We start from the raw sequence: 18,133 nt of genomic DNA, 5'->3' as shown, positions 1-18,133 counted from the left end.
GAAACGTGACCTCATCCGAACGCATGGAGTGTTCGATGGTTTCCGGTCAGCCGACCCGATGGGCCAGGGCGGGGTAACCATTCTGTGATCTCCGCTGCCCCGGCCGGAACTTACCCACGCAGCCGCAGTTAGGGGCTTTGGGGGGTGGATACGGTTGCTGGATGTGAAATCGGCGAGGGGATGCCGCAGGTCTTTTCAAGGAGCGCCAACGGCATTTCACGCTTCGCTCTGTGGGGCGCGTGTTTCATGGCCATCTTTGCGGCTCTCGGCGGTACCGCCATCCTGCGTTCGGACTTCGTCACCGGCGTTGGCCGGCCGTTGGCGCAACCAGTGCCGTTCAGCCACAGGCACCATGTCGGCGAGCTCGGCCTCGATTGCCGTTATTGCCATAGCGGCGTCGAGACTTCGTCATCGGCTGGTCTGCCGGCGACGGAGGTGTGCATGACCTGCCATTCGCAGCTCTTCACCAACGCGGACATGCTGGCGCCGGTACGGGCGAGCCTTGCCTCCGGGCAGCCATTGCAGTGGCAGCGGGTGAACAGTGTGCCCGACTTCGTCTATTTCAATCATTCGATCCATATCGCCAAAGGCGTCGCCTGCGAGACGTGCCATGGCGAGGTCGACGACATGCCGCTGATACGGCGGGCGCACGCGCTGTCGATGGAATGGTGCCTGGGATGCCATCGCGATCCCGAGCCCAATTTGCGTCCGCCGCAGGACGTGTTCCTGATGCACTGGAAGCCGCCGGCCGGCATCGCCGAAATCCGCCGGTCGCTCATCAGCCTTCTCGATATCCACCCCGAGACCATGACCGACTGTTATGTCTGCCACCGCTGACAAGCCGATTGCGGCTCCAGACATGGCCGGCCTGCGCGAACGGCTTTCGCCTGGTCCGGAGCTGTGGCGGAGCCTCGACGAACTCGCCGATACACCGGAATTCCGCCGCTTCGTCGATGCCGAATTTCCTTCGATCGCCGAGCGCATCCCGGCGCGGCTCGACCGGCGCACGCTGCTGAAGCTGATGGGTGCATCGCTGTCGCTGGCCGGGCTTGCCGCCTGCAGCCGGGCCGAAGACATCCTGCCTTATATCCGCCAGCCGGAAAACATCGTTCCCGGCCGGCCGCTTTATTACGCGACCACGCTGTCGAGCGACGGCTACGGCATCGGTGCGGTGGTCGAAAGCCATGAGGGCCGGCCGACCAAGGTGGAAGGCAATCCCGACCATCCGGCCTCGCGCGGCGCGACGGACGCTGTCATGCAGGCGGCGGTGCTGTCGCTGTTCGACCCCGATCGCTCGCGCATGCCGCTGAAGCATGGCGAACCCGCAGCCTATGACGACTTCCTTGCCGACATGGCCGAGCTCACCTCGCGGCTCGCTGGAGCTGGCACGGCGCTGCTGATCGAAGCAACGACCTCGCCCACCATGAAGGCGCAGCTCGAGGCGCTGCGCGCGCGCTATCCCAGGCTGAGGCTGTTCCGGCACGATCCCCTGGCGACGCCGTCCGGCACCGAAGCCACACAGATCCTGTTCGGCAGGGCGCTTGCACCGGTCTGCCGGTTTGATCGCGCCGACGTGATTTTCAGTCTCGACGCGGATTTCCTGGGCGAAGGCCCCGGTCGTCTCGCCTACGCCCGTGATTTCGCTGCAAGACGCCGCGTGCGCCGGGCGGACGATACGATGAGCCGGCTCTATGCGGTGGAGTCGACGCCGACGATCACCGGCGCTGCCGCCGATCATCGCCGGCCGGTGCGGCCGAGCGAGGTCGAAACCGTCGCAGCGGCGCTGAGCGCCGTGCTTGGCGGCGAAGCGGCGCCAAGCGCCTTGGCATTGGACCCGACCTGGCTGGCTGCCGCCGCGAACGACCTGAAGGCGGCCGGCCGCTCGGCGCTGATCGTGCCGGGCGCCCATCAAACGCCGTTCGTCCATGCCGCCGCTCTTGCCATGAATGCGCGGCTTGGTGCGCTTGGCAACACCGTGGAACTGATCGAGCCGCCCGACGCGATGCCCATCGAGGGCGACCTCGCGGCACTTTGCCAGGCGATCGCCGCGCGGGACATCGACACCGTTGTCATACTTGGCGCCAATCCTCTCCACACTGCGCCTGCGGGACTTGATGTCCACGACGTGTTTTCGCAGCTGAAGCTTCTTGTCCACTGGGGTCTCCACCGCGACGAAACCGCCTTCGTCGCACACTGGCATATCCCTGCTGCGCATGATCTCGAGAGCTGGAGTGACCTGCGCGCCCATGACGGAACCGCGTCGATCGTGCAGCCGCTGATCAGGCCGCTTTACCGGGGGCGGACCGTGCATGAACTCCTCGCCGTGCTTGGCGGTGAATTAGCTGTTTCTGCGCTGCAGCTCGTCCGCCGGACCTGGGCGCAGACACTGGACGATCCTGCGTGGCGAAAGGCGCTTCGCGACGGCTTTGTGTCCGGCAGTGCCAGCATTCCAGCCGATGTCGCGATGCCCCCGGATTTGCGCGGCCTGAAGCCGCGCATCGAAGCGGCAAAAGGCGTCGAAATCCGTTTCGTTGCCGATCCCTGGCTGCGCGATGGACGCAATGCCAATTCGTCCTGGCTGCAGGAGCTGCCGCGGCCGCTGAGCAAGATCGTCTGGGGCAACGCAGCCCTGATGTCGCCGGCGCCATCAGGACGGCTTCAGGTGGAAAACGGCCGGGTCGTCAACATCGCCTCGAACGGCATGGACATCGATGCGCCGGTCTGGATCATGCCTGGCCATCCCGACGACACCGTGACGCTTGCTCTGGGTTTCGGCCGGAAGCTCGGTTCGGTGGCAGCACTCGCTGACGGCCACGACGCGTACAGGCTGCGAAGCCCTGAGGCTCCCTGGATCGTCTATGGCGCCATGATCACGCCGCGCGACAGCAGCGCACGGGTCATCACCACACAACACCACCAGGCGATGGAGGGCAGGGCGATCGTTCGCCATGCCTCGCTCGATGCCTTTCGCAAAGATCCGCACTTCGTGCGCGACGGCGTGCCGCCGACGCCAAGCGAGTCGCTCTATCCTGACTGGCAATACAGCCAGGAAGCCTGGGCCATGTCGATCGATCAGTCGGCATGCATCGGCTGCATGGCCTGTGTTTCTGCCTGCCAGGCGGAAAACAACATCGCCACCGTCGGGCCGGACGAGTCGGCACTCGGCCATGAAATGCATTGGCTGCGGATCGACCGCTACTATTCCGGCCCGCTCGACGATCTCGACGTCTTTTTCCAGCCGGTGCCTTGCATGCATTGCGAGAAGGCGCCGTGCGAGGTCGTCTGTCCGGTCAACGCCACCACCCACACCCATGACGGGCTCAACGCGCAGGTCTATAACCGTTGCATTGGCACGCGCTACTGCTCGCAGAACTGCCCCTACAAGGTGCGGCGCTTCAACTTCCTGGACTTCCAGGAATTCGACAAGGATGCCGCGGGACCTGAACAGGCCGTGCACAATCCAGACGTCAGCGTCCGTTCGCGCGGCGTGATGGAGAAATGCACCTACTGCGTCCAGCGCATTTCCGAAAAGCGCATCAAGGCTCAGATCGAAAACCGCGCCATCGCCGACGGCGAGGTGGTGACCGCCTGCCAGCAGGCCTGCCCGACGCAGGCGATCGTCTTCGGCGATCTCAACAGCAAGGGCGCCAGGGTGGCGCAGGAAAAAGCGGCACCGCATCACTACGCCTTGCTCGAGGAGCTGAATACGCGACCGCGCACCACCTATCTCGGCAAGATCATAAATATCAATGGCCGTCTCTCGTCAGGCGGGAAAGCCGATGGCTGAGGCTTTTGCTGCAAAACCGGGCGCATTGCCCGTTCTGCATGGCAGGCACGACCTTCCGGAGATCAGCGGCCGTATCAGTGCGATCGTCCTCGACGGCAGGCTGCCGCGCTATTTCTGGGCAGCTTTTTTTTCCTGCTTCGTCTTCGTCCTCATCTTCCTCTATTCGATCACCTATCTGATCTCGGTCGGCGTTGGCGCCTACGGCATCAACGTCCCCGTCGTCTGGGGCACGATGATCGGCAATTTCGTCTGGTGGATCGGCATCGGCCATGCCGGCACGCTGATCTCGGCCGTGCTCCTGCTTCTGCGCCAGCCATGGCGCGCCTCGATCAATCGCTTTGCCGAGGCGATGACGCTGTTTGCCGTTGCAATGGCCGGGCTTTTCCCGATCCTGCATCTCGGCCGCCCGTGGTTCTTCTACTGGTTGCTGCCGCTGCCCAACACCCATATGCACTGGCCGCAATGGCGCAGCCCGCTGGTCTGGGATTTCGCGGCGATCGCCACTTATGCCAGCGTTTCGCTGATGTTCTGGTATATGGGCCTGCTGCCCGATCTCGCCGTCCTGCGCGACCGAGCGAAATCGCGCCCGGCGCAGCTGTTCTACGGCATACTGGCAATCGGCTGGCGCGGTTCGGCCTTTCATTGGGCGCGCTATCAGACGGTCTATTTCCTGATGGCGGCACTGGCCACGCCGCTGGTCGTCTCGGTGCATTCGATCGTCTCGCTCGACTTCACCTTCGCCATCACGCCGGGCTTCCACTCGACGATCTTTCCTCCCTATTTCGTTGCCGGAGCGCTGCTGTCCGGCTTCGCCATGGTGCTCACCATCGCCATCCCGCTGCGCTGGGCGTTTTCGGTCCAGGATCTGATCACGCTGCGGCACATGGACAATGCCGCCAAGCTGATGATCGCCGCCGGCATGATCGTCATCTATGGCTACGCGTCCGAGGCCTTCTTCGCCTGGTATTCGGGCGAGATCTTCGAGCGCACGATGATGTGGCAGCGCGCCTTCGGACCTTATGCGCCGCTGTTCTGGGCCATGCTCGCCTGCAACGGCGCAGTTTTGCAATTGCTCTGGTTCCGACGGGTGCGCCTCAACATGCCGGGGCTGTTCGCCATTGCACTCATCATCAACGTCGGCATGTGGATCGAGCGCTATGTCATCGTCGTCACCGGGCCAAGCCGCGATTACCTGCCGTCGTCCTGGGGCGAGCAGTCATTGAGGTGGCTCGACTTCGGCATCCTGTTCGGCTCGATCGGCACCTTCTTAGCACTGGTCTTCCTGTTCATCCGCATCCTCCCGGCCATCACCATCTTCGAGGTCGAGGAGCTGGCCGAGGAAAGGGGCAGCGCAGGATGAGACTTTACGGCGTCATCGCGGCTTTCGCCGATCCCGAAGCGCTGACCGAGGCGGTCCGCACCATGCGGGCGCGTGGCTATCGGCGCATGGACGCGTTCTCGCCATTCCATGTGCGTGGGTTGGCCGAGATGCTCGGCATGCGCAAGACGCGCTTGCCGTGGGCCATCCTTGGCGGCGCCGTCGCTGGCGCGGTGTTTGTCTACGGGCTGATCCTCTATTCGGTCGAGATCGACTATCCGCTCAATGTCGGCGGCCGGCCGCTGCATTCCTGGCCGGCCTTTCTCGTCATTGCCTTCGAGGCGGCGATACTTGGCGCCGCGCTGGCCGCATTCTTCGGCGGGCTGGCCGCCAATCGCCTGCCCGAATATTACCACCCGGTCTTCAATGCCACGAGCTTCACCTACGCGCCCGGCGGCAAGTTCTACCTGCTCGTCGAAGCCGCCGATCCGAAGTTCCGCAAGGGCGTGACCAAGGGCCAGCTGACCCGGCTTGGCGCCGAAACCGTCGAGGAGGTGGAGGCGTGAACATGCGCACGAGTCTGCTGGCGGCAGCCTTGCTGCTCGCCGGCTGCCGGCAGGACATGGAGGACCAGCCGCGCTACGATCCGCTCGAAAAGAGCAACCAGTTCGCCAACGGCATGTCGGCGCGGGCGCCGGCCGAGGACACGGTCGCACGCGATGCCGATCTTTCGCCGGTGCCGGACACGTTTCCCTATCCGGTCACCATGACGCTGCTGCGGCGAGGCCGGCAGCGCTTCGACATCTTCTGTTCGCCTTGCCACGGCCGCACCGGCGACGGCCACGGCATGGTCGTCGAGCGTGGCTTTCCAGCGCCGCCCACCTATCATCAGGACGCGCTGCGCAAGGCGAGTGACAGGCATTTCTATGAGGTCATCAGCTACGGCTATGGCGCCATGTTTTCCTACGCGGCGCGCGTCCCGCCTGCCGACCGCTGGGCGATCGTCGCCTATATCCGCGCCCTGCAATATTCGCGCGAGGCGCCAATTGCCGAACTGCCGGAAAGCCTCCGCGCCGAGCTCAATGCGGAGCCAGATCGATGATGCGGCTTGCCACCGAACGTTTGATCTTGCCGGCGCTTGCCGTGGCCGCCGCCGGACTTGTGCTTTGCGCCGCGGGATTGGCCTTCGATCTCAGAGCCATGTTGGCCGGCTGGCTGCCTGCGGCGCTGTTCCTGCTCGGCCTGCCGCTCGGTGCGCTGACCATCCTGATGGTGCATGGGCTGACCGGTGGCCGCTGGGGCGAGGCAATCCGCCAGCCGCTACGCGGCTTGGTCACGACGCTGCCGCTGGCGCTGCTTCTGCTGCTGCCGGTTCTGCCCAGGCTCGACCTGGTCTTTCCCTGGGCGAGTGCCGACGCGGCTGCATTGCCCGAGACGGTGCGCCTGAAACTCTCTTATCTGAACGTTCCGTTCTTTTTGTTGCGCTTTGCCGCCTGCGCTGCGATCTGGCTGGTGCTGGCGTGGCGCGTGCTCGACTGGACAACGACCGATAGCGGCCGCGGCAGCGCCGGCCGCGGCAAGGCCTATGCCGCTGGATTGATTGCGCATGGGCTGACGGTGACGATCTTTGCCATCGACTGGATGCTCTCGCTCGAGCCGGAGTTCTCCTCGACGATCTATGCGCTGCTGGAAGCATCCGCCGAAGTCGTCGGCGCTTACGCTCTGGCAATGACGGTGCTGTGTGCGAACCGCTCGATCGAGATCATGCCGGGCGGCGAGGAGGATGTCGCGCTGAGCGAGGATTTGGCCAACATGCTGTTCGGCTTCGTGCTGCTATGGGCCTACCTGTCGTTCATGCAATGGCTGGTGACCTGGGGCGGCGACCTGCCGAACGAGATCCGCTGGTACCTCATTCGCAGCAGCAATGGCTGGCAATATCTGCTCTGGCTGCTGATTGCGCTGCAATTCGCGATCCCCTTTGCCGGGTTGCTCAGCCGGGATCTAAAGCGCAGCCATGCCGGCCTTCTGTCGATCTGCGGCATCGTGCTGGCCGGCCATTATGTCGATGTCCTGTGGCGGATCAGACCGCCGCTTGCCGGTGGCGGTGTGACAGCGTTCTGGTGCGACCTTGCCGCGCTGGCGGGAGCCGGCGGCCTCTGGCTTGCGCTGCTGCTTTTCGTGCTTGGCCGGCCGGACGGTATCGGCTTCTGGCGCCGGGGGCCGGCGCATGGCTAGGGCGGCCCGCCATCCCGAAACGCGCGATATCTGGCCGGGCGCGCTGCTTGCCTTCGCGGCCGGCTTGCTGCTGTTCCTGGCGGCATCAGCCATTGTCCTCGGGCTCGTCTTCGACACCAGACCGTTGTGGCCGCTGCCGGGGCCATCGTCGGCCGGCAACCGAGCCAGTCCCGCCTTGCAGCGCTTTCCGGAAGACGACCTAGCCGCCTTCCGCAAGGCGGAGGAGCAGGCACTGAACAAAGTCGGCTGGGTCGACCGCACCGCCGGCATTGCCCGCATTCCGATCGAGGACGCCATGTGGGCGATCGTCAGCCACGGTTTGCCGAACTGGGGGCAGCCGCCGGCGGCCGCCGGCGCCGACTGCGGATTGGTCGAGGCCGAGATACCACGCGCGCCACAGGCCGCTCGCTGCCGGACCGCGCCAGGCCAGGGAGGCAGGCCGTGAAGGCTTGGCTAACCGCTTTTTCCCTCCTCGTGGCGCTGCCCGCCTCAGCCGTCGCACGCCCGGCCTTCGATCCCGAGATCGGCGCACAGCTCAGCCTCGACCGGGTGTTTCGTGATGCATCCGGCGTGCAGCGCACGATCGGCCAAACGCTTGCGGGCCGGCCGGCGCTGCTGATTTTCGGCTATGACAAATGTCCGAACCTTTGTGGTGTGACCCAACAGGCGGTCGCTTCGGATTTGAAAAAGACGTCGCTCGATCCCGAAACCTATCGCGCTTTGTTCGTCTCGATCGATGCCGCCGACACGGCCGGTGATGCGAGCGATGCGCAAACCACCGTCGCCGCTGTGGCCGACGCGAGGAACCTGTCGGCATGGCGGTTCCTGACCAGTGCCGACGGCGCCGGTGCCGCCCTTGCGGCGGAGGCTGGCATCAGCTTCGACACACGCGCCAGGATCGACCAGTTCGCCCATCCGATCGCCGTCATCGCGCTGACGCCGAAAGGCCGGATAGCGCAGGTGCTGCCGGCGCTGAGCTTCACGCCGCGCGATCTTAAGCTTGCCCTTGTCGAGGCATCTTCCGGCAAGCTCGGCTCGATCGCCGATCATGCCTTCCTGCTCTGCGCCGGCTTCGATACCTCTAAGGGGCAATATACGCCGGCGATTTGGGCTGCCTTGAAGCTCGCCAGCATCGTGATGGTGGTGGGGTTGGCGACGGCCATACTGCAGCTGGCGCGCAGGAGGCGGGCGTGAGCTTCGGTATCCGGTTTTTCCCGCCGGAAGCCTCGTCGATCGCAAGCAGCATCGATGCGTTGTTCTATACATTGCTGGCCTCCGCGGCCGCGCTCGGCCTGTTCCTGACCGTTCTCGTGGTCGGCTACGCCGTCAAATATCGCGTCGGCTCCGCCGCCGACCGTACCGGGGCGCGTGCCCGCAGCCTGCCGCTGGAGATGACATGGAGCATTGCCAGCCTGGTGATGGCCTTCATCTTCTTCGGCTGGGGCGCAGTCCTGTTTGTGCGGCGCGACCATCCGCCGCCGGACGCTATCGAAATCGCCGGCCTCGGCAAGCAATGGATGTGGGAGTTCCGCCATTCCGGCGGCCAGCGTGAGATCAACGAGCTGCACGTGCCGGTCGGCAAGGCGGTGGTGGTGTCGCTGGCATCGCAGGACGTCATCCACTCCTTCTATGTGCCGGCCTTTCGGGTGAAGCAGGATGCGGTGCCGGGACGCACCACCAACGTCTGGTTCATTGCCACCGAACCGGGCCGCTACCATCTCTTCTGCGCCGAATATTGCGGCACCCAGCATTCCGAAATGGGCGGCTGGGTAACGGTGCTGGCTCCGGAGCAATATGCGTCGTGGCTGGGCAGCCAAGATGAAGGCGAAAGCCTCGCCGCGAGCGGCGGGAAACTGTTCCGCGCGCTCGGCTGCTCCGGCTGTCATGGCAATTCCAGTAAGGTGCGGGCGCCCGGCCTCGATGGGATTTTCGGCCGGCCGGTGGCGCTGGCGAACCGGCAGACGGTCATCGCCGACGAACGCTATCTGCGCGATTCGATCCTTGTCCCGAACAAGGAAATCGCCGCCGGCTACCAGCCGGTGATGCCGAGCTTCGACGGTCTGGTCGATGAAGCCGAGTTGCAGATGCTGATGGCCTATCTCAAGTCGCTTTCGTTCCAATTTCCCTCGTTCCCGGCGGCAAACAGCGAGGCGCCGCAATGAATCGCGATTTGGCGCCGGCAAACTATCTCAGTGAGGGTGCCTGGCCGCGCGCCTGGCTGCTGACAACCGACCACAAACGGGTAGCGTGGCTCTATCTCGTCTCGCTGACGGCCTTCTTCTTCCTCGGCGGTGCGTTTGCCGTGCTGATGCGCATCGAGCTTGCGACGCCGGCCGGCGACCTGGTCTCCGACGATGTCTACAACCGGCTGTTTTCGCTGCACGGCATCATCATGGTATGGTTCTTTCTGGTGCCGTCGATCCCGGCGACGCTCGGCAATTTCCTGTTGCCGCTGATGATCGGCGCGCGCGATCTTGCCTTTCCCCGCCTCAACCTGGCCAGCTGGTATGTCTTCATGTTCGGCAGCCTGTTCGCGCTCGCCTCGGTGCTTTTGGGCGGCGTCGACACCGGCTGGACCTTCTACACGCCGCTGTCGACGCTCTATGCCAACGGCTTTGTCTCGACCGCGGCATTTGGCGTTTTCATCGTCGGCTTTTCGACAATCATGACCGGCATCAATTTCATCGTCACCGTCCACACCTTGCGGGCGCCCGGCCTCACCTGGTTCCGGCTGCCGATCTTCGTCTGGACGCTGTACGCCACCAGCCTGGTGATGGTGCTGGCAACGCCGGTGCTTGCAGCATCGCTGATCCTCATCGTGCTGGAGCGCGTCTTCGGCATCGGCATCTTCAATCCCGACCTCGGCGGCGATCCGCTGTTGTTCCAGCATCTGTTCTGGTTCTACTCGCACCCCGCCGTCTACATCATGATCCTGCCGGGCATGGGGGTGGTCTCGGAAGTGCTGCCGTGCTTCAGCCGCCGGCCACTGTTCGGCTACAAGGCCGTCGCCCTGGCTTCAATGGCGATCGCCGTCTTCGGCTTTCTCGTCTGGGGCCACCACATGTTCGTCAGCGGGCAGTCGGCCTATGCCGGCGTGGTGTTTTCGTTCCTGTCCTTCTGCGTCGCGATCCCATCGGCGATAAAGGTGTTCAACTGGAGCCTGACGCTGCGCAAGGGCGAAATCAGCTTCGAGACGCCGATGCTTTATGCCCTGTTCTTCCTGGCGCTATTCACTTTTGGCGGGCTGGCCGGCCTTTTCCTTGCCGCCCTCGCCGTCGACGTCCACGTTCACGACACCTATTTCGTCGTCGCCCATTTCCACTACATCATGGTCGGCGGCATGGTGACCGCCTACATGGCCGGGCTGCATTTCTGGTGGCCGAAGCTCACCGGCCGCATGTATTCGGAGATTTGGGGCCGTATAGCCGCGGCTGTGACCTTCATCGGCTTCAACCTGACTTTTTTTCCGCAATATGTGCTCGGCTTTTTGGGCATGCCGCGGCGCTACCATACCTATCCGCCGGAATTCGCTTTCTGGCACATCCTGTCGTCGGCAGGCGCCGTGGTGCTGGCGATCGGCTATCTGATGCCGCTGCTCTATTTGGCGTGGTCGCTGTTTCGAGGCGCGCGGGCGCCGGATAATCCATGGCAAGCCACCGGGCTCGAATGGCAAACAAGCTCGCCGCCTCCGGCGCATAATTTCGATCGCATGCCGACCGTCACCAGGCCAGCCTACGATTATCCGATGAAAGGCCTGACCGAGAAACGGTCGGACCCGGTGGAGGATCTGGTTTGAAGTCACCGATGACAAGCATCGCCTTCGACCGGCCGGCTCGCGAAACGGCAGCCGCCAGCTTTGCCATGTGGGTGTTCATCGGCTCCGAGGCGATGCTGTTCGGCGCCATCCTGCTCGTCTTCATGTTTGCCCGGTTGAGTTATGGCGACGCCTTCGCCGGCGCGGCGAAGCATCTGTCGCTGCCACTGGGCACGGCCAATACCGTCGTCCTGATCACCAGCAGTTTCGCCATGGCGCTCGCCCATATGTACACGGCCGCGCGGCGATGGCGCGCCGCCGGCCGGGCATTGGCTGCGACGGCGCTGCTCGGCGTCGTCTTCCTGGCGATCAAGGCGACGGAGTACGCCAGGGAATTCGGCGAAGGGCTGGCGCCGGTGCTCGGCGCGCCTTTCATCTATAAGGGCCCGGATCCTGTCCATGCCGAATTCTTCTTCGGCCTCTATTTCGCGATGACCTCACTGCATGCCTTGCATCTGATTTGCGGCGTAATCGTCATCGGCGGCATCCTCGCTCTGTGGCCGCGCACGATCGAGGCCAGCCGGTTCCGCCGCGTGCAGGCAATCGGCCTCTATTGGCATTTCGTCGATATCGTCTGGGTCTTCCTGTTCCCCGTCCTCTATCTGATCAACAGATGAGCGAGTTCCGCAAACTCACGCTTGCCTATGTCGGGCTTCTGGCCTTGCTGGCCCTGACTGTCGGCTCGTCCTTCCTGGCGCTTGGCGCCTTCAATTCGGCACTCAACCTGACGATCGCCGCGGCCAAGGCTGCCGTCATCGCCATCCTGTTCATGCATCTGGCCAGCGCCGGCGTCCTGCCGTGTCTTGCGGTCGCTGCTGCCGGGCTTTGGCTGATGATCCTGTTCGGGCTGACGCTGATCGGACAATAGGCCGAAGCGGCGCACCTCGTTCATACCCTTACAGCGGCTCCGGAACGGCTTTGCACGGACGGCTTTTGCTCGGCCGCCGGCATGGAAGCCCTTTGGCCATCGCCATTCAGATGCCGGGCCTCGTCCTCGGCTGCGTCTTCAAGCTTGGCGACGAGCAGATCCTTGAGGTCGCCAACCTCTTCCTCGATGTCTTCGATGGGTACGCCGGCGTCGGCCGCCTCTTCCTCGCATTCCCTGGCGAGGATTTCCGCCTCTCTTTCAAGCCTGATCGGAGGCGGCGGCACATGAACGTTTTCGTGAATCCAGTCCTGCAAGAATTCTATCGCACTATCACTCATGGGGCTCACCTGTAGCGGCAAACTGTAGTGCCATTAACGTACGTGCTGCAAAATGGATGCTTGGCAACGCCGGATTTCGAATAGCGATACTTGACAATAGCGTGATCGCCAAGGAGCTAGAGCTTTGCAGCCAGGGAAATCATTTGGCGTCGCAGAAATGCGGCTAACCAGACAGTTGGAGCGGGATGTAATTTGAAGGCATCCCGCCCTAAGACGCGTTGCGCCGTCGCGCTGGTGTTGCGCGATTCGGGTCGCCGGACGGCCGAACATCGTCATCTGCGGCAGATCGTGTCGGCCGCTCAGCGACACGGTCGGCGCGCATTTTGCGTTTATGCGCCATCCAGAATGGCAAGAGCTCGGCAAGAAAACTGTATATCGTGGTCTTCATCGGCATGCTCCGGACAACGGTTACAACTCGTCATCCCGGAGTTCCGTTCCAGCAAAGAGTTCCGTTCCGGCAAATCCGTCGCCTCTACAATTGCGATTCGATAGGCAGGCATCCAACCAGCGCTGCAACGATGCGCCGATAGAGACTGGCCTCGGGTTCATGCGAGTATTGCCGCATCTCGCCATCCGCCATGCCGAGCCACCGCAAGGCGCCTTTGTCCAAGACCAGCTGGTAGCTCGTCTGCGCCGACTTTTCGCGCTCGAACCGCCGGCGCAACTCCATCACCAGATTGGTATCATGGAAAAGCACGCCCATTTCCGCATTCAACGACACCGAACGCGGATCGAAATTGAAGGAACCGACAAACCCCAACGTGTCGTCGACCGTGAAGGCCTTGGTGTGGAGGCTGGCTCCCTTTGAGCCGAAAACGGAGATGTTGGCCTGGCGGTCGAATGGCTGCAATTCGAAAAGCTGGATACCCTTTTTAAGCAGCTTGCGGCGGTATTTGGCATAGGCGCCGTGCACGGCGGCGACGTCCGTCGCGGCGAGCGAGTTGGTCAGGATTGCAACCTCGGCGCCACGGTCCACCAGCTTCGACAGGATGGCCAACCCGGTGCGGCTGGGGATGAAATAGGGCGAGACAATTTCGAGGCGCTGCCTGGTCGCCGCGATAGCGGGAAGCAGCTCCTTTGTCAGCCAGTTCCTGCGCCTCTTGCCGCGCACCTTTTCCGGCGGATCGGAAATGACGCGAACGCCTTTCGTCCAGCAGACGTCGCTGTGCGCTACAATGAACTCCGTGATCGTGCGCCAGGCACGCAGGCTGTTCAAAAGCTGGCCGTCCGCGGTCGCATCGAGATTGTCGAGGAAATCGGCGCGCGAGCCCGCCGTAGCCGGATTGAGCAGTTGGATCGGCTTTGCCGCCTCGCAATTCCAGAACGCCTCGAAGATCTGCATCGTCTGCCCTACGGCAGGACCGAGAAGCAACAGGTCGAGATCACGAAAATTCGTCTCCGCAGCGTCGAAATAGGCATCGCCGATGTTTCTTCCTCCGACGATGGCCAGGCTCTCGTCGGCGATCCAGGCCTTGTTGTGCATGCGGCGGGTCATCGCAAACAGCCGGGCGACCATCTCCAGCGAGCGAAAGATGCTGCCGTTCCTCATGCCGCTGGGGTTGAATAGCCTCAGCTCGATGTTCTTGTAGCTGTTGAGCGCCAGGTAAGCGGCGTCGCTGTTGCGCGGATTGATATCGTCCAGCAGCAGGCGGACGCGGACACCGCGCTCCGCCGCCTTGACGACCTCCTGCATAAGCAGCCGGCCGCTATGGTCGTCGTGCCAGAGATAGTACATCAGGTCGAGGCTGCTGGTAGCACTGCGCGCGGCAAGGATTCGCGCGGCAAACGCGTCATAATTGTCGGCGATCAGCAGCAGTCCGCTATTACCGGCCGCGATCTTGTCCTGGGCAAACCGCGAAATGGCTGTATCCATGAAATGCACCGGCGAACGTCAGCGAAGCAAACGATCTGAAAATCTGACTAACAACCCTTCAGGTTCATTCTGGTTGCAGTCGCGGCTGCCTTATCGCGTCCAGGTTCAGGCGGGCCTTGATGGGCAGATGGTCGGAGGCGCGCTGCGCCAGCGGCGTCTTGTGCACCTCGATGCTGGAAATGAGGTGCGGCGGCCTGGCCAGGATGCGGTCGAGCGCAAACAGCGGAAAGCGCGACGGAAAGCTCGGCAGAACCGCATCGATCGGACCGAAATGCGGCAGCAGGGCCAGCAGCGAAGACCTGTTGCGGACGCGCCACTCGTTGAGATCGCCGAGCAAGATTGTCGGCCGCAGAACCGGGTGCGTGGCTTCGACAAGCGCGTTGGCTTGCTGCGAGCGCGAGCGCCGCAGCAAGCCGAAATGCGCGGCTATGATCCTGAGCGAGACGCCCTTCAGCTCCAGGTCCGCGATAACCGCGCCGCGCGGCTCGAGGCCGGGCAGCCGGATCTGGTTCACGCTTTCGACCACGCCGCGTCGCGCCAGGATCAGATTTCCATGCCAGCCATGGCTGCGGCGGTTTTCCGGGACATGTGTGGGGACGAGATCGCTGTCGCGCTCGAGTGCTGCGAGATCCAGCAATCCCTGCCTGCTTCCGGTCCTTTCGTCGGCCTCCTGCAAAGCAATGATATCGGCATCGAGCTCCTTGACCACGGCCGCGACCCGCTCCGGATCGAACCTGCCGTCGGTGCCGACGCATTTATGCACATTGTAGGATGCGACCGTGGTGCATGAAATTTCACTGCCGGGTGCCGTAAACCGCGGCACTTCCCTTCGCAGCGCAGCGCCAAGCGACCTTGGGAGGGTAGGCGATCGATCCAGCATGTGGTCCATTTGCGGTTGAGTCGGCGAGTGGCGGCCATTGCGATTATGGCGCGTGCGGAGGTCTGAAACAACGACGACCTTGTAAAACCGTTCCACCACCGGCCTCGGCGCGCCCGCGGTCTGGAACTCAGACGGGCAACAACACGTTTCGGGAAGGCAGCGCAGTCAACGGAGAAGTCGAATGCAGTCCTTAGCCGCAGATTCCGCCCCCCGCCCAGGCCCGCTCAGGATTGTCCCGTTCGATGGAACTGTGACCGTTCGGTTCTCCGATGCCATTATCGCGTCGAGCGAGCGGGCAAAGCTGCTCTATGAAGACGGCCATGATCCGGTTTTCTACATCCCCTTCGAGGACATCTATTTCGACCTGTTGGAGAAGACGAACACAACGAGCCACGGCGCGCTGAAGGGCACGGCAAGCTATTGGCGTGTTCATGCGGTCGGTTCGTCGGCAGAAGACTTCATGTGGGCCTACGAGACGCCCGACACCCCGGCATTGGCGATCGCCCGCCATGGTGCGTTCGATCCCGACCGGGCGCGGATCGAGGCCGATCCCGCGGAAGACAAGCGGCACACGCCGCACGTCACCGAGTAGACCCACATCGGCGATAGCCGCCAGCTTTCCGTCAGCTCGGGAACTCTTCCTTGAGGATGCGCAGGCCGTCTTCGTATTTCGCCGTCGAGGCACCGATCTGCCGTGCCTGCCATAGATTGTCGGCGAGATCGGCGCGCTTGACCGGCAATGCCAGCGGGTTAGCCGCGGCCCTGCGAACGAAGGCGGCATCGTCCTCGTTCGGCCGCCGCGTCATGGCATCGACGGCAGATACGATGGACGGTCCAAACCCGGCCGCCTCAAGCCGGTCGCGGTTCCAGCCGTCGCCTTTTTCGATGACGTCGTGAAGATAGGCGATGGCTTTCTGGTCGAGCGTTTCGACGGCATCGACGACCCGGCGGCAATGTTCGATATAAGGCCTTCCAGTCTTGTCCGCCTGTGCGGCATGGGCCTGTTCGGCGATTTTTGCCGCGCGATACAGCACGCTCATCGGATCGACCCCGTAACGAACAGCGCATTCCTGGCGCACCAACGCGCCATAGTCAGCGCGAGTTCCGATGCACAACGGGACGCCCTGCTCCCTCACTTGCGTGCTGAATGCCGCCGCAGCAGGCGCGACACGTCAGGAGACGCGTTCAAAACTGTCGAGGCTGGTTCCAAAGGCGCGCCAGGCGGGGAGTTTCCTGGCTCGGGCCGGCGCCCCTTCCTTTTCCGCCGACAAAGCGGCATCGGCAACAGTGTGCCACAGCATCTCCAGCTTCCCGTTCCTGAGTATGCCGGTATAGCTCACCGCTGCGGCTCCGACCCGCCCTTCGGCCGCGCAGGTGAATCCGATGACGTCTCCATGGCAGGCACCGAACAGCGGCACCGTCATGCCGAAGAAGGCGCTGTCCTCCAGCGCCGTCCTGAAGGTTCCGCTGATCCGTCCGCCTTCTTCGCCGGTTATTTCGACCACCGACCCGTACTGGTTCCGCCAGGTGCCCAGCCAACTCATCGTTGCTCCTCCTGATTGCCTCCACAGGGATTGCGTTGCCACACGGCCGCCAAGCCGCGGCCGGTGTAGCGGCCTTCAATCAGCCGCGATGCCAGTCATCGACATCTGCACGAAGTGCAGCGGCGCCTCCAGCGTCCAGGTGATGCCGCTCCTGTCGAATTCCAGGCGTCCGGTGCCGCTGAGCGCCTGCGGCGTGACGCGTTTGAGCACAACCGTTCCGAAACCGCGTCGCGTGTTTTCATCCACCAATGGCCCGTCCAGTTCCCGCCAGACAAGGCGGAAGCCGTCGCTGCCATCGGCGGCTGGCATCACGGTCCATTCGACCTCGACCCGTCCGTCATGGCGCGACAGCGCTCCGTGCTTTACCGAATTGGTGGCCAGCTCGTGAAAGGCAATGCCGAGATATTGCACGGCGTTCGGCTGCAGCATGATCATCGGCCCGCTCATCGACAGACGGGCCTGTGTCGCGAAGGCCTTGGTCTGGGCATGGATCAATTCGCCGATAGTCGCGCCGCGCCATTCGGCATCGACCAGCAGATCGTGCGATTCCGAAAGCGCCATGATGCGTTCCCGGACCTGTGAAAGGAAAGCCTCTGGCGTCCCCGCCAGCTTGCTGGTCTCGCGGATCATCGAGACGATCACCGAGTACTGGTTTTTGACGCGGTGGTTGACTTCGCGCATGAGTGTGCGGATGCGCCGTTCGCTCTCCTTATGCGGGCTGATGTCGCGCGCGATCTTGGAGGCGCCGATGATACGCCCGATGCCGTCGCGTATCGGCGAGATGGTGAGCGAAACCGGTACCAGGGTGCCGTCCTTGCGCTGCCGGATAGTCTCGTATGAGGGAATCCGTTCGCCGGCGCGAATGCGGCTGATAATCATGGCTTCCTCATCCAGGTGGTCGGGCGGGATGAGGATCGTCACCGGGCGGCCGATCGCCTCGGCGGGCGTGTAGCCGAACAGGCGTTGTGCGGCGTCGTTCCAGCTGGTGATAATGCCGTTCAGGTCTTTCGACACGATCGCGTCCATCGAGGATTCGACGATGGCAGCGAGCCTTATGCCGACGTCGTCAGCCAGCGCCTGCGTGCGGAGGTCGAGCAAGGTGTTGATGGCGCCGACGACCTCGCCGGTCGCATCGCGAAGCAGGGCCGGGTGCGCGCTGAACGGGATGAACTGGCCGTCCGGCCGCTCGACGATCGCCCGGCCCCCACGAACGTCCCGCTCTTCCAGCAAGGCAACGGCCATCGGACATTCGTCGTGCGCCATCGGTCCCCCGTCGAGGTGGCGAAGCTTCCATGAACCGCACCAGCGGTCCTGGCCGATAACCGGACGATATCCCCAAAGATCGGCAGCGGCTTCGTTGAAGAAGGTGATGTAGCCTTGTCTGTCGGTGGTGTAGACGGCCACAGGCAACGCCTGCATCAGATCGGCGGAGGAAACTTGCGGGATTCCGCCAGTCTTTAGTTCAACGACGTCCAC

General features: G+C 63.4%; 19 protein-coding genes. 13 read left to right on the top strand and 6 right to left on the bottom strand.

Annotation, left to right across the window (positions count from 1 at the left end; all coding sequences use genetic code 11):
- The first annotated feature begins 180 nt into the window (after positions 1–180).
- The 12 genes from NKJ93_RS26270 to NKJ93_RS26215 are packed head-to-tail and all read left to right on the top strand — an operon-like array spanning position 181 to position 12,022.
- A complete protein-coding gene (locus NKJ93_RS26270) occupies positions 181–837 on the top strand; it encodes a cytochrome c3 family protein (protein ID WP_023720534.1) in 657 nt (218 codons plus the stop codon).
- Complete coding sequence (locus NKJ93_RS26265) at positions 821–3,787, top strand: TAT-variant-translocated molybdopterin oxidoreductase (RefSeq protein WP_352591976.1); 2,967 nt, start codon at positions 821–823, stop codon at positions 3,785–3,787. The genes NKJ93_RS26270 and NKJ93_RS26265 overlap by 17 nt, the downstream gene beginning before the upstream one ends.
- Positions 3,780–5,147, top strand: coding sequence for an NrfD/PsrC family molybdoenzyme membrane anchor subunit (gene nrfD, locus NKJ93_RS26260; RefSeq protein WP_352591973.1), 1,368 nt, complete (start codon positions 3,780–3,782; stop codon positions 5,145–5,147). Before NKJ93_RS26265 ends, nrfD begins: the two co-directional genes overlap by 8 nt.
- Positions 5,144–5,671 carry a DUF3341 domain-containing protein gene (locus NKJ93_RS26255; RefSeq protein ID WP_352591970.1) on the top strand — a complete coding sequence of 176 codons (528 nt, stop codon included), beginning with the start codon at positions 5,144–5,146 and terminating at the stop codon, positions 5,669–5,671. The genes nrfD and NKJ93_RS26255 overlap by 4 nt, the downstream gene beginning before the upstream one ends.
- Positions 5,672–5,673: 2 nt before the next feature.
- Positions 5,674–6,207 (top strand): c-type cytochrome, encoded by a 534-nt coding sequence (locus NKJ93_RS26250; RefSeq protein ID WP_352481518.1) that lies wholly within the window; start codon positions 5,674–5,676, stop codon positions 6,205–6,207.
- Positions 6,204–7,340 (top strand): hypothetical protein, encoded by a 1,137-nt coding sequence (locus NKJ93_RS26245; protein WP_352548018.1) that lies wholly within the window; start codon positions 6,204–6,206, stop codon positions 7,338–7,340. Before NKJ93_RS26250 ends, NKJ93_RS26245 begins: the two co-directional genes overlap by 4 nt.
- The gene (locus NKJ93_RS26240; RefSeq protein WP_023720528.1) at positions 7,333–7,785 is read left to right on the top strand and encodes a hypothetical protein; all 453 of its coding nucleotides are present in this window, start codon (positions 7,333–7,335) and stop codon (positions 7,783–7,785) included. The genes NKJ93_RS26245 and NKJ93_RS26240 overlap by 8 nt, the downstream gene beginning before the upstream one ends.
- Complete coding sequence (locus tag NKJ93_RS26235; RefSeq protein WP_352548020.1) at positions 7,782–8,534, top strand: SCO family protein; 753 nt, start codon at positions 7,782–7,784, stop codon at positions 8,532–8,534. The genes NKJ93_RS26240 and NKJ93_RS26235 overlap by 4 nt, the downstream gene beginning before the upstream one ends.
- A complete protein-coding gene (gene coxB / locus NKJ93_RS26230; protein WP_352591967.1) occupies positions 8,531–9,502 on the top strand; it encodes a cytochrome c oxidase subunit II in 972 nt (323 codons plus the stop codon). Before NKJ93_RS26235 ends, coxB begins: the two co-directional genes overlap by 4 nt.
- Complete coding sequence (gene ctaD / locus NKJ93_RS26225; RefSeq protein ID WP_023720525.1) at positions 9,499–11,136, top strand: cytochrome c oxidase subunit I; 1,638 nt, start codon at positions 9,499–9,501, stop codon at positions 11,134–11,136. Before coxB ends, ctaD begins: the two co-directional genes overlap by 4 nt.
- Before the next feature lie 8 nt (positions 11,137–11,144).
- A complete protein-coding gene (locus tag NKJ93_RS26220; RefSeq protein ID WP_352495088.1) occupies positions 11,145–11,771 on the top strand; it encodes a cytochrome c oxidase subunit 3 in 627 nt (208 codons plus the stop codon).
- A complete protein-coding gene (locus NKJ93_RS26215) occupies positions 11,768–12,022 on the top strand; it encodes a cytochrome C oxidase subunit IV family protein (protein ID WP_023720523.1) in 255 nt (84 codons plus the stop codon). The genes NKJ93_RS26220 and NKJ93_RS26215 overlap by 4 nt, the downstream gene beginning before the upstream one ends.
- Positions 12,023–12,042: 20 nt before the next feature.
- On the opposite strand, the gene NKJ93_RS26210 is transcribed toward NKJ93_RS26215, so the two are convergent.
- From NKJ93_RS26210 to NKJ93_RS26200, 3 genes are all read right to left on the bottom strand, one after another.
- Positions 12,043–12,360 carry a DUF768 domain-containing protein gene (locus NKJ93_RS26210; protein WP_023720522.1) on the bottom strand — a complete coding sequence of 106 codons (318 nt, stop codon included), beginning with the start codon at positions 12,358–12,360 and terminating at the stop codon, positions 12,043–12,045.
- Between the two features lie 472 nt (positions 12,361–12,832).
- On the bottom strand, positions 12,833–14,233 hold the full coding sequence (locus tag NKJ93_RS26205; RefSeq protein ID WP_352495087.1) for a phospholipase D family protein: 1,401 nt from the start codon (positions 14,231–14,233) through the stop codon (positions 12,833–12,835).
- A gap of 64 nt (positions 14,234–14,297) precedes the next feature.
- Positions 14,298–15,113 (bottom strand): endonuclease/exonuclease/phosphatase family protein, encoded by an 816-nt coding sequence (locus NKJ93_RS26200; protein ID WP_023720520.1) that lies wholly within the window; start codon positions 15,111–15,113, stop codon positions 14,298–14,300.
- Positions 15,114–15,294: 181 nt separating this feature from the next.
- Between NKJ93_RS26200 and NKJ93_RS26195 the strand changes: the two genes are divergently transcribed.
- On the top strand, positions 15,295–15,705 hold the full coding sequence (locus tag NKJ93_RS26195; RefSeq protein ID WP_023720519.1) for a DUF427 domain-containing protein: 411 nt from the start codon (positions 15,295–15,297) through the stop codon (positions 15,703–15,705).
- 31 nt (positions 15,706–15,736) lie between these two features.
- Here the strand turns inward: NKJ93_RS26195 and NKJ93_RS26190 are convergent, their stop codons facing one another.
- The 3 genes from NKJ93_RS26190 to NKJ93_RS26180 all read right to left on the bottom strand — a co-directional run bounded on the left by NKJ93_RS26190 (position 15,737) and on the right by NKJ93_RS26180 (position 18,133).
- Positions 15,737–16,153: an HD domain-containing protein gene (locus tag NKJ93_RS26190; RefSeq protein ID WP_023720518.1), complete on the bottom strand. Its 417-nt coding sequence runs from the start codon at positions 16,151–16,153 to the stop codon at positions 15,737–15,739.
- 132 nt (positions 16,154–16,285) lie between these two features.
- Positions 16,286–16,657, bottom strand: coding sequence for an avidin/streptavidin family protein (locus NKJ93_RS26185; protein WP_023720517.1), 372 nt, complete (start codon positions 16,655–16,657; stop codon positions 16,286–16,288).
- A 75-nt stretch (positions 16,658–16,732) separates the two neighbouring features.
- Complete coding sequence (locus NKJ93_RS26180; protein WP_352495086.1) at positions 16,733–18,133, bottom strand: PAS domain-containing HWE histidine kinase family protein; 1,401 nt, start codon at positions 18,131–18,133, stop codon at positions 16,733–16,735.

Source organism: Mesorhizobium sp. M0028, assembly GCF_040323855.1.
Classification (GTDB): Bacteria; Pseudomonadota; Alphaproteobacteria; order Rhizobiales; family Rhizobiaceae; genus Mesorhizobium.
The sequence above is the reverse complement of the archived record's forward strand: the minus strand, read 5'-3'. Positions and strand labels throughout refer to the sequence as shown.

Bases quoted from the DNA above. Each gene is read 5' to 3' on its own strand.
- NKJ93_RS26270 (WP_023720534.1), top strand. From the start codon at position 181: ATGCCGCAGGTCTTTTCAAGGAGCGCCAACGGCATTTCACGCTTCGCT.
- NKJ93_RS26265 (WP_352591976.1), top strand. From the start codon at position 821: ATGTCTGCCACCGCTGACAAGCCGATTGCGGCTCCAGACATGGCCGGC.
- nrfD (WP_352591973.1), top strand. From the start codon at position 3,780: ATGGCTGAGGCTTTTGCTGCAAAACCGGGCGCATTGCCCGTTCTGCAT.
- NKJ93_RS26255 (WP_352591970.1), top strand. From the start codon at position 5,144: ATGAGACTTTACGGCGTCATCGCGGCTTTCGCCGATCCCGAAGCGCTG.
- NKJ93_RS26250 (WP_352481518.1), top strand. From the start codon at position 5,674: ATGCGCACGAGTCTGCTGGCGGCAGCCTTGCTGCTCGCCGGCTGCCGG.
- NKJ93_RS26245 (WP_352548018.1), top strand. From the start codon at position 6,204: ATGATGCGGCTTGCCACCGAACGTTTGATCTTGCCGGCGCTTGCCGTG.
- NKJ93_RS26240 (WP_023720528.1), top strand. From the start codon at position 7,333: ATGGCTAGGGCGGCCCGCCATCCCGAAACGCGCGATATCTGGCCGGGC.
- ctaD (WP_023720525.1), top strand. From the start codon at position 9,499: ATGAATCGCGATTTGGCGCCGGCAAACTATCTCAGTGAGGGTGCCTGG.
- NKJ93_RS26220 (WP_352495088.1), top strand. From the start codon at position 11,145: ATGACAAGCATCGCCTTCGACCGGCCGGCTCGCGAAACGGCAGCCGCC.
- NKJ93_RS26215 (WP_023720523.1), top strand. From the start codon at position 11,768: ATGAGCGAGTTCCGCAAACTCACGCTTGCCTATGTCGGGCTTCTGGCC.
- NKJ93_RS26210 (WP_023720522.1), bottom strand. From the start codon at position 12,360: ATGAGTGATAGTGCGATAGAATTCTTGCAGGACTGGATTCACGAAAAC.
- NKJ93_RS26205 (WP_352495087.1), bottom strand. From the start codon at position 14,233: ATGGATACAGCCATTTCGCGGTTTGCCCAGGACAAGATCGCGGCCGGT.
- NKJ93_RS26200 (WP_023720520.1), bottom strand. From the start codon at position 15,113: ATGCTGGATCGATCGCCTACCCTCCCAAGGTCGCTTGGCGCTGCGCTG.
- NKJ93_RS26195 (WP_023720519.1), top strand. From the start codon at position 15,295: ATGCAGTCCTTAGCCGCAGATTCCGCCCCCCGCCCAGGCCCGCTCAGG.
- NKJ93_RS26190 (WP_023720518.1), bottom strand. From the start codon at position 16,153: ATGAGCGTGCTGTATCGCGCGGCAAAAATCGCCGAACAGGCCCATGCC.
- NKJ93_RS26185 (WP_023720517.1), bottom strand. From the start codon at position 16,657: ATGAGTTGGCTGGGCACCTGGCGGAACCAGTACGGGTCGGTGGTCGAA.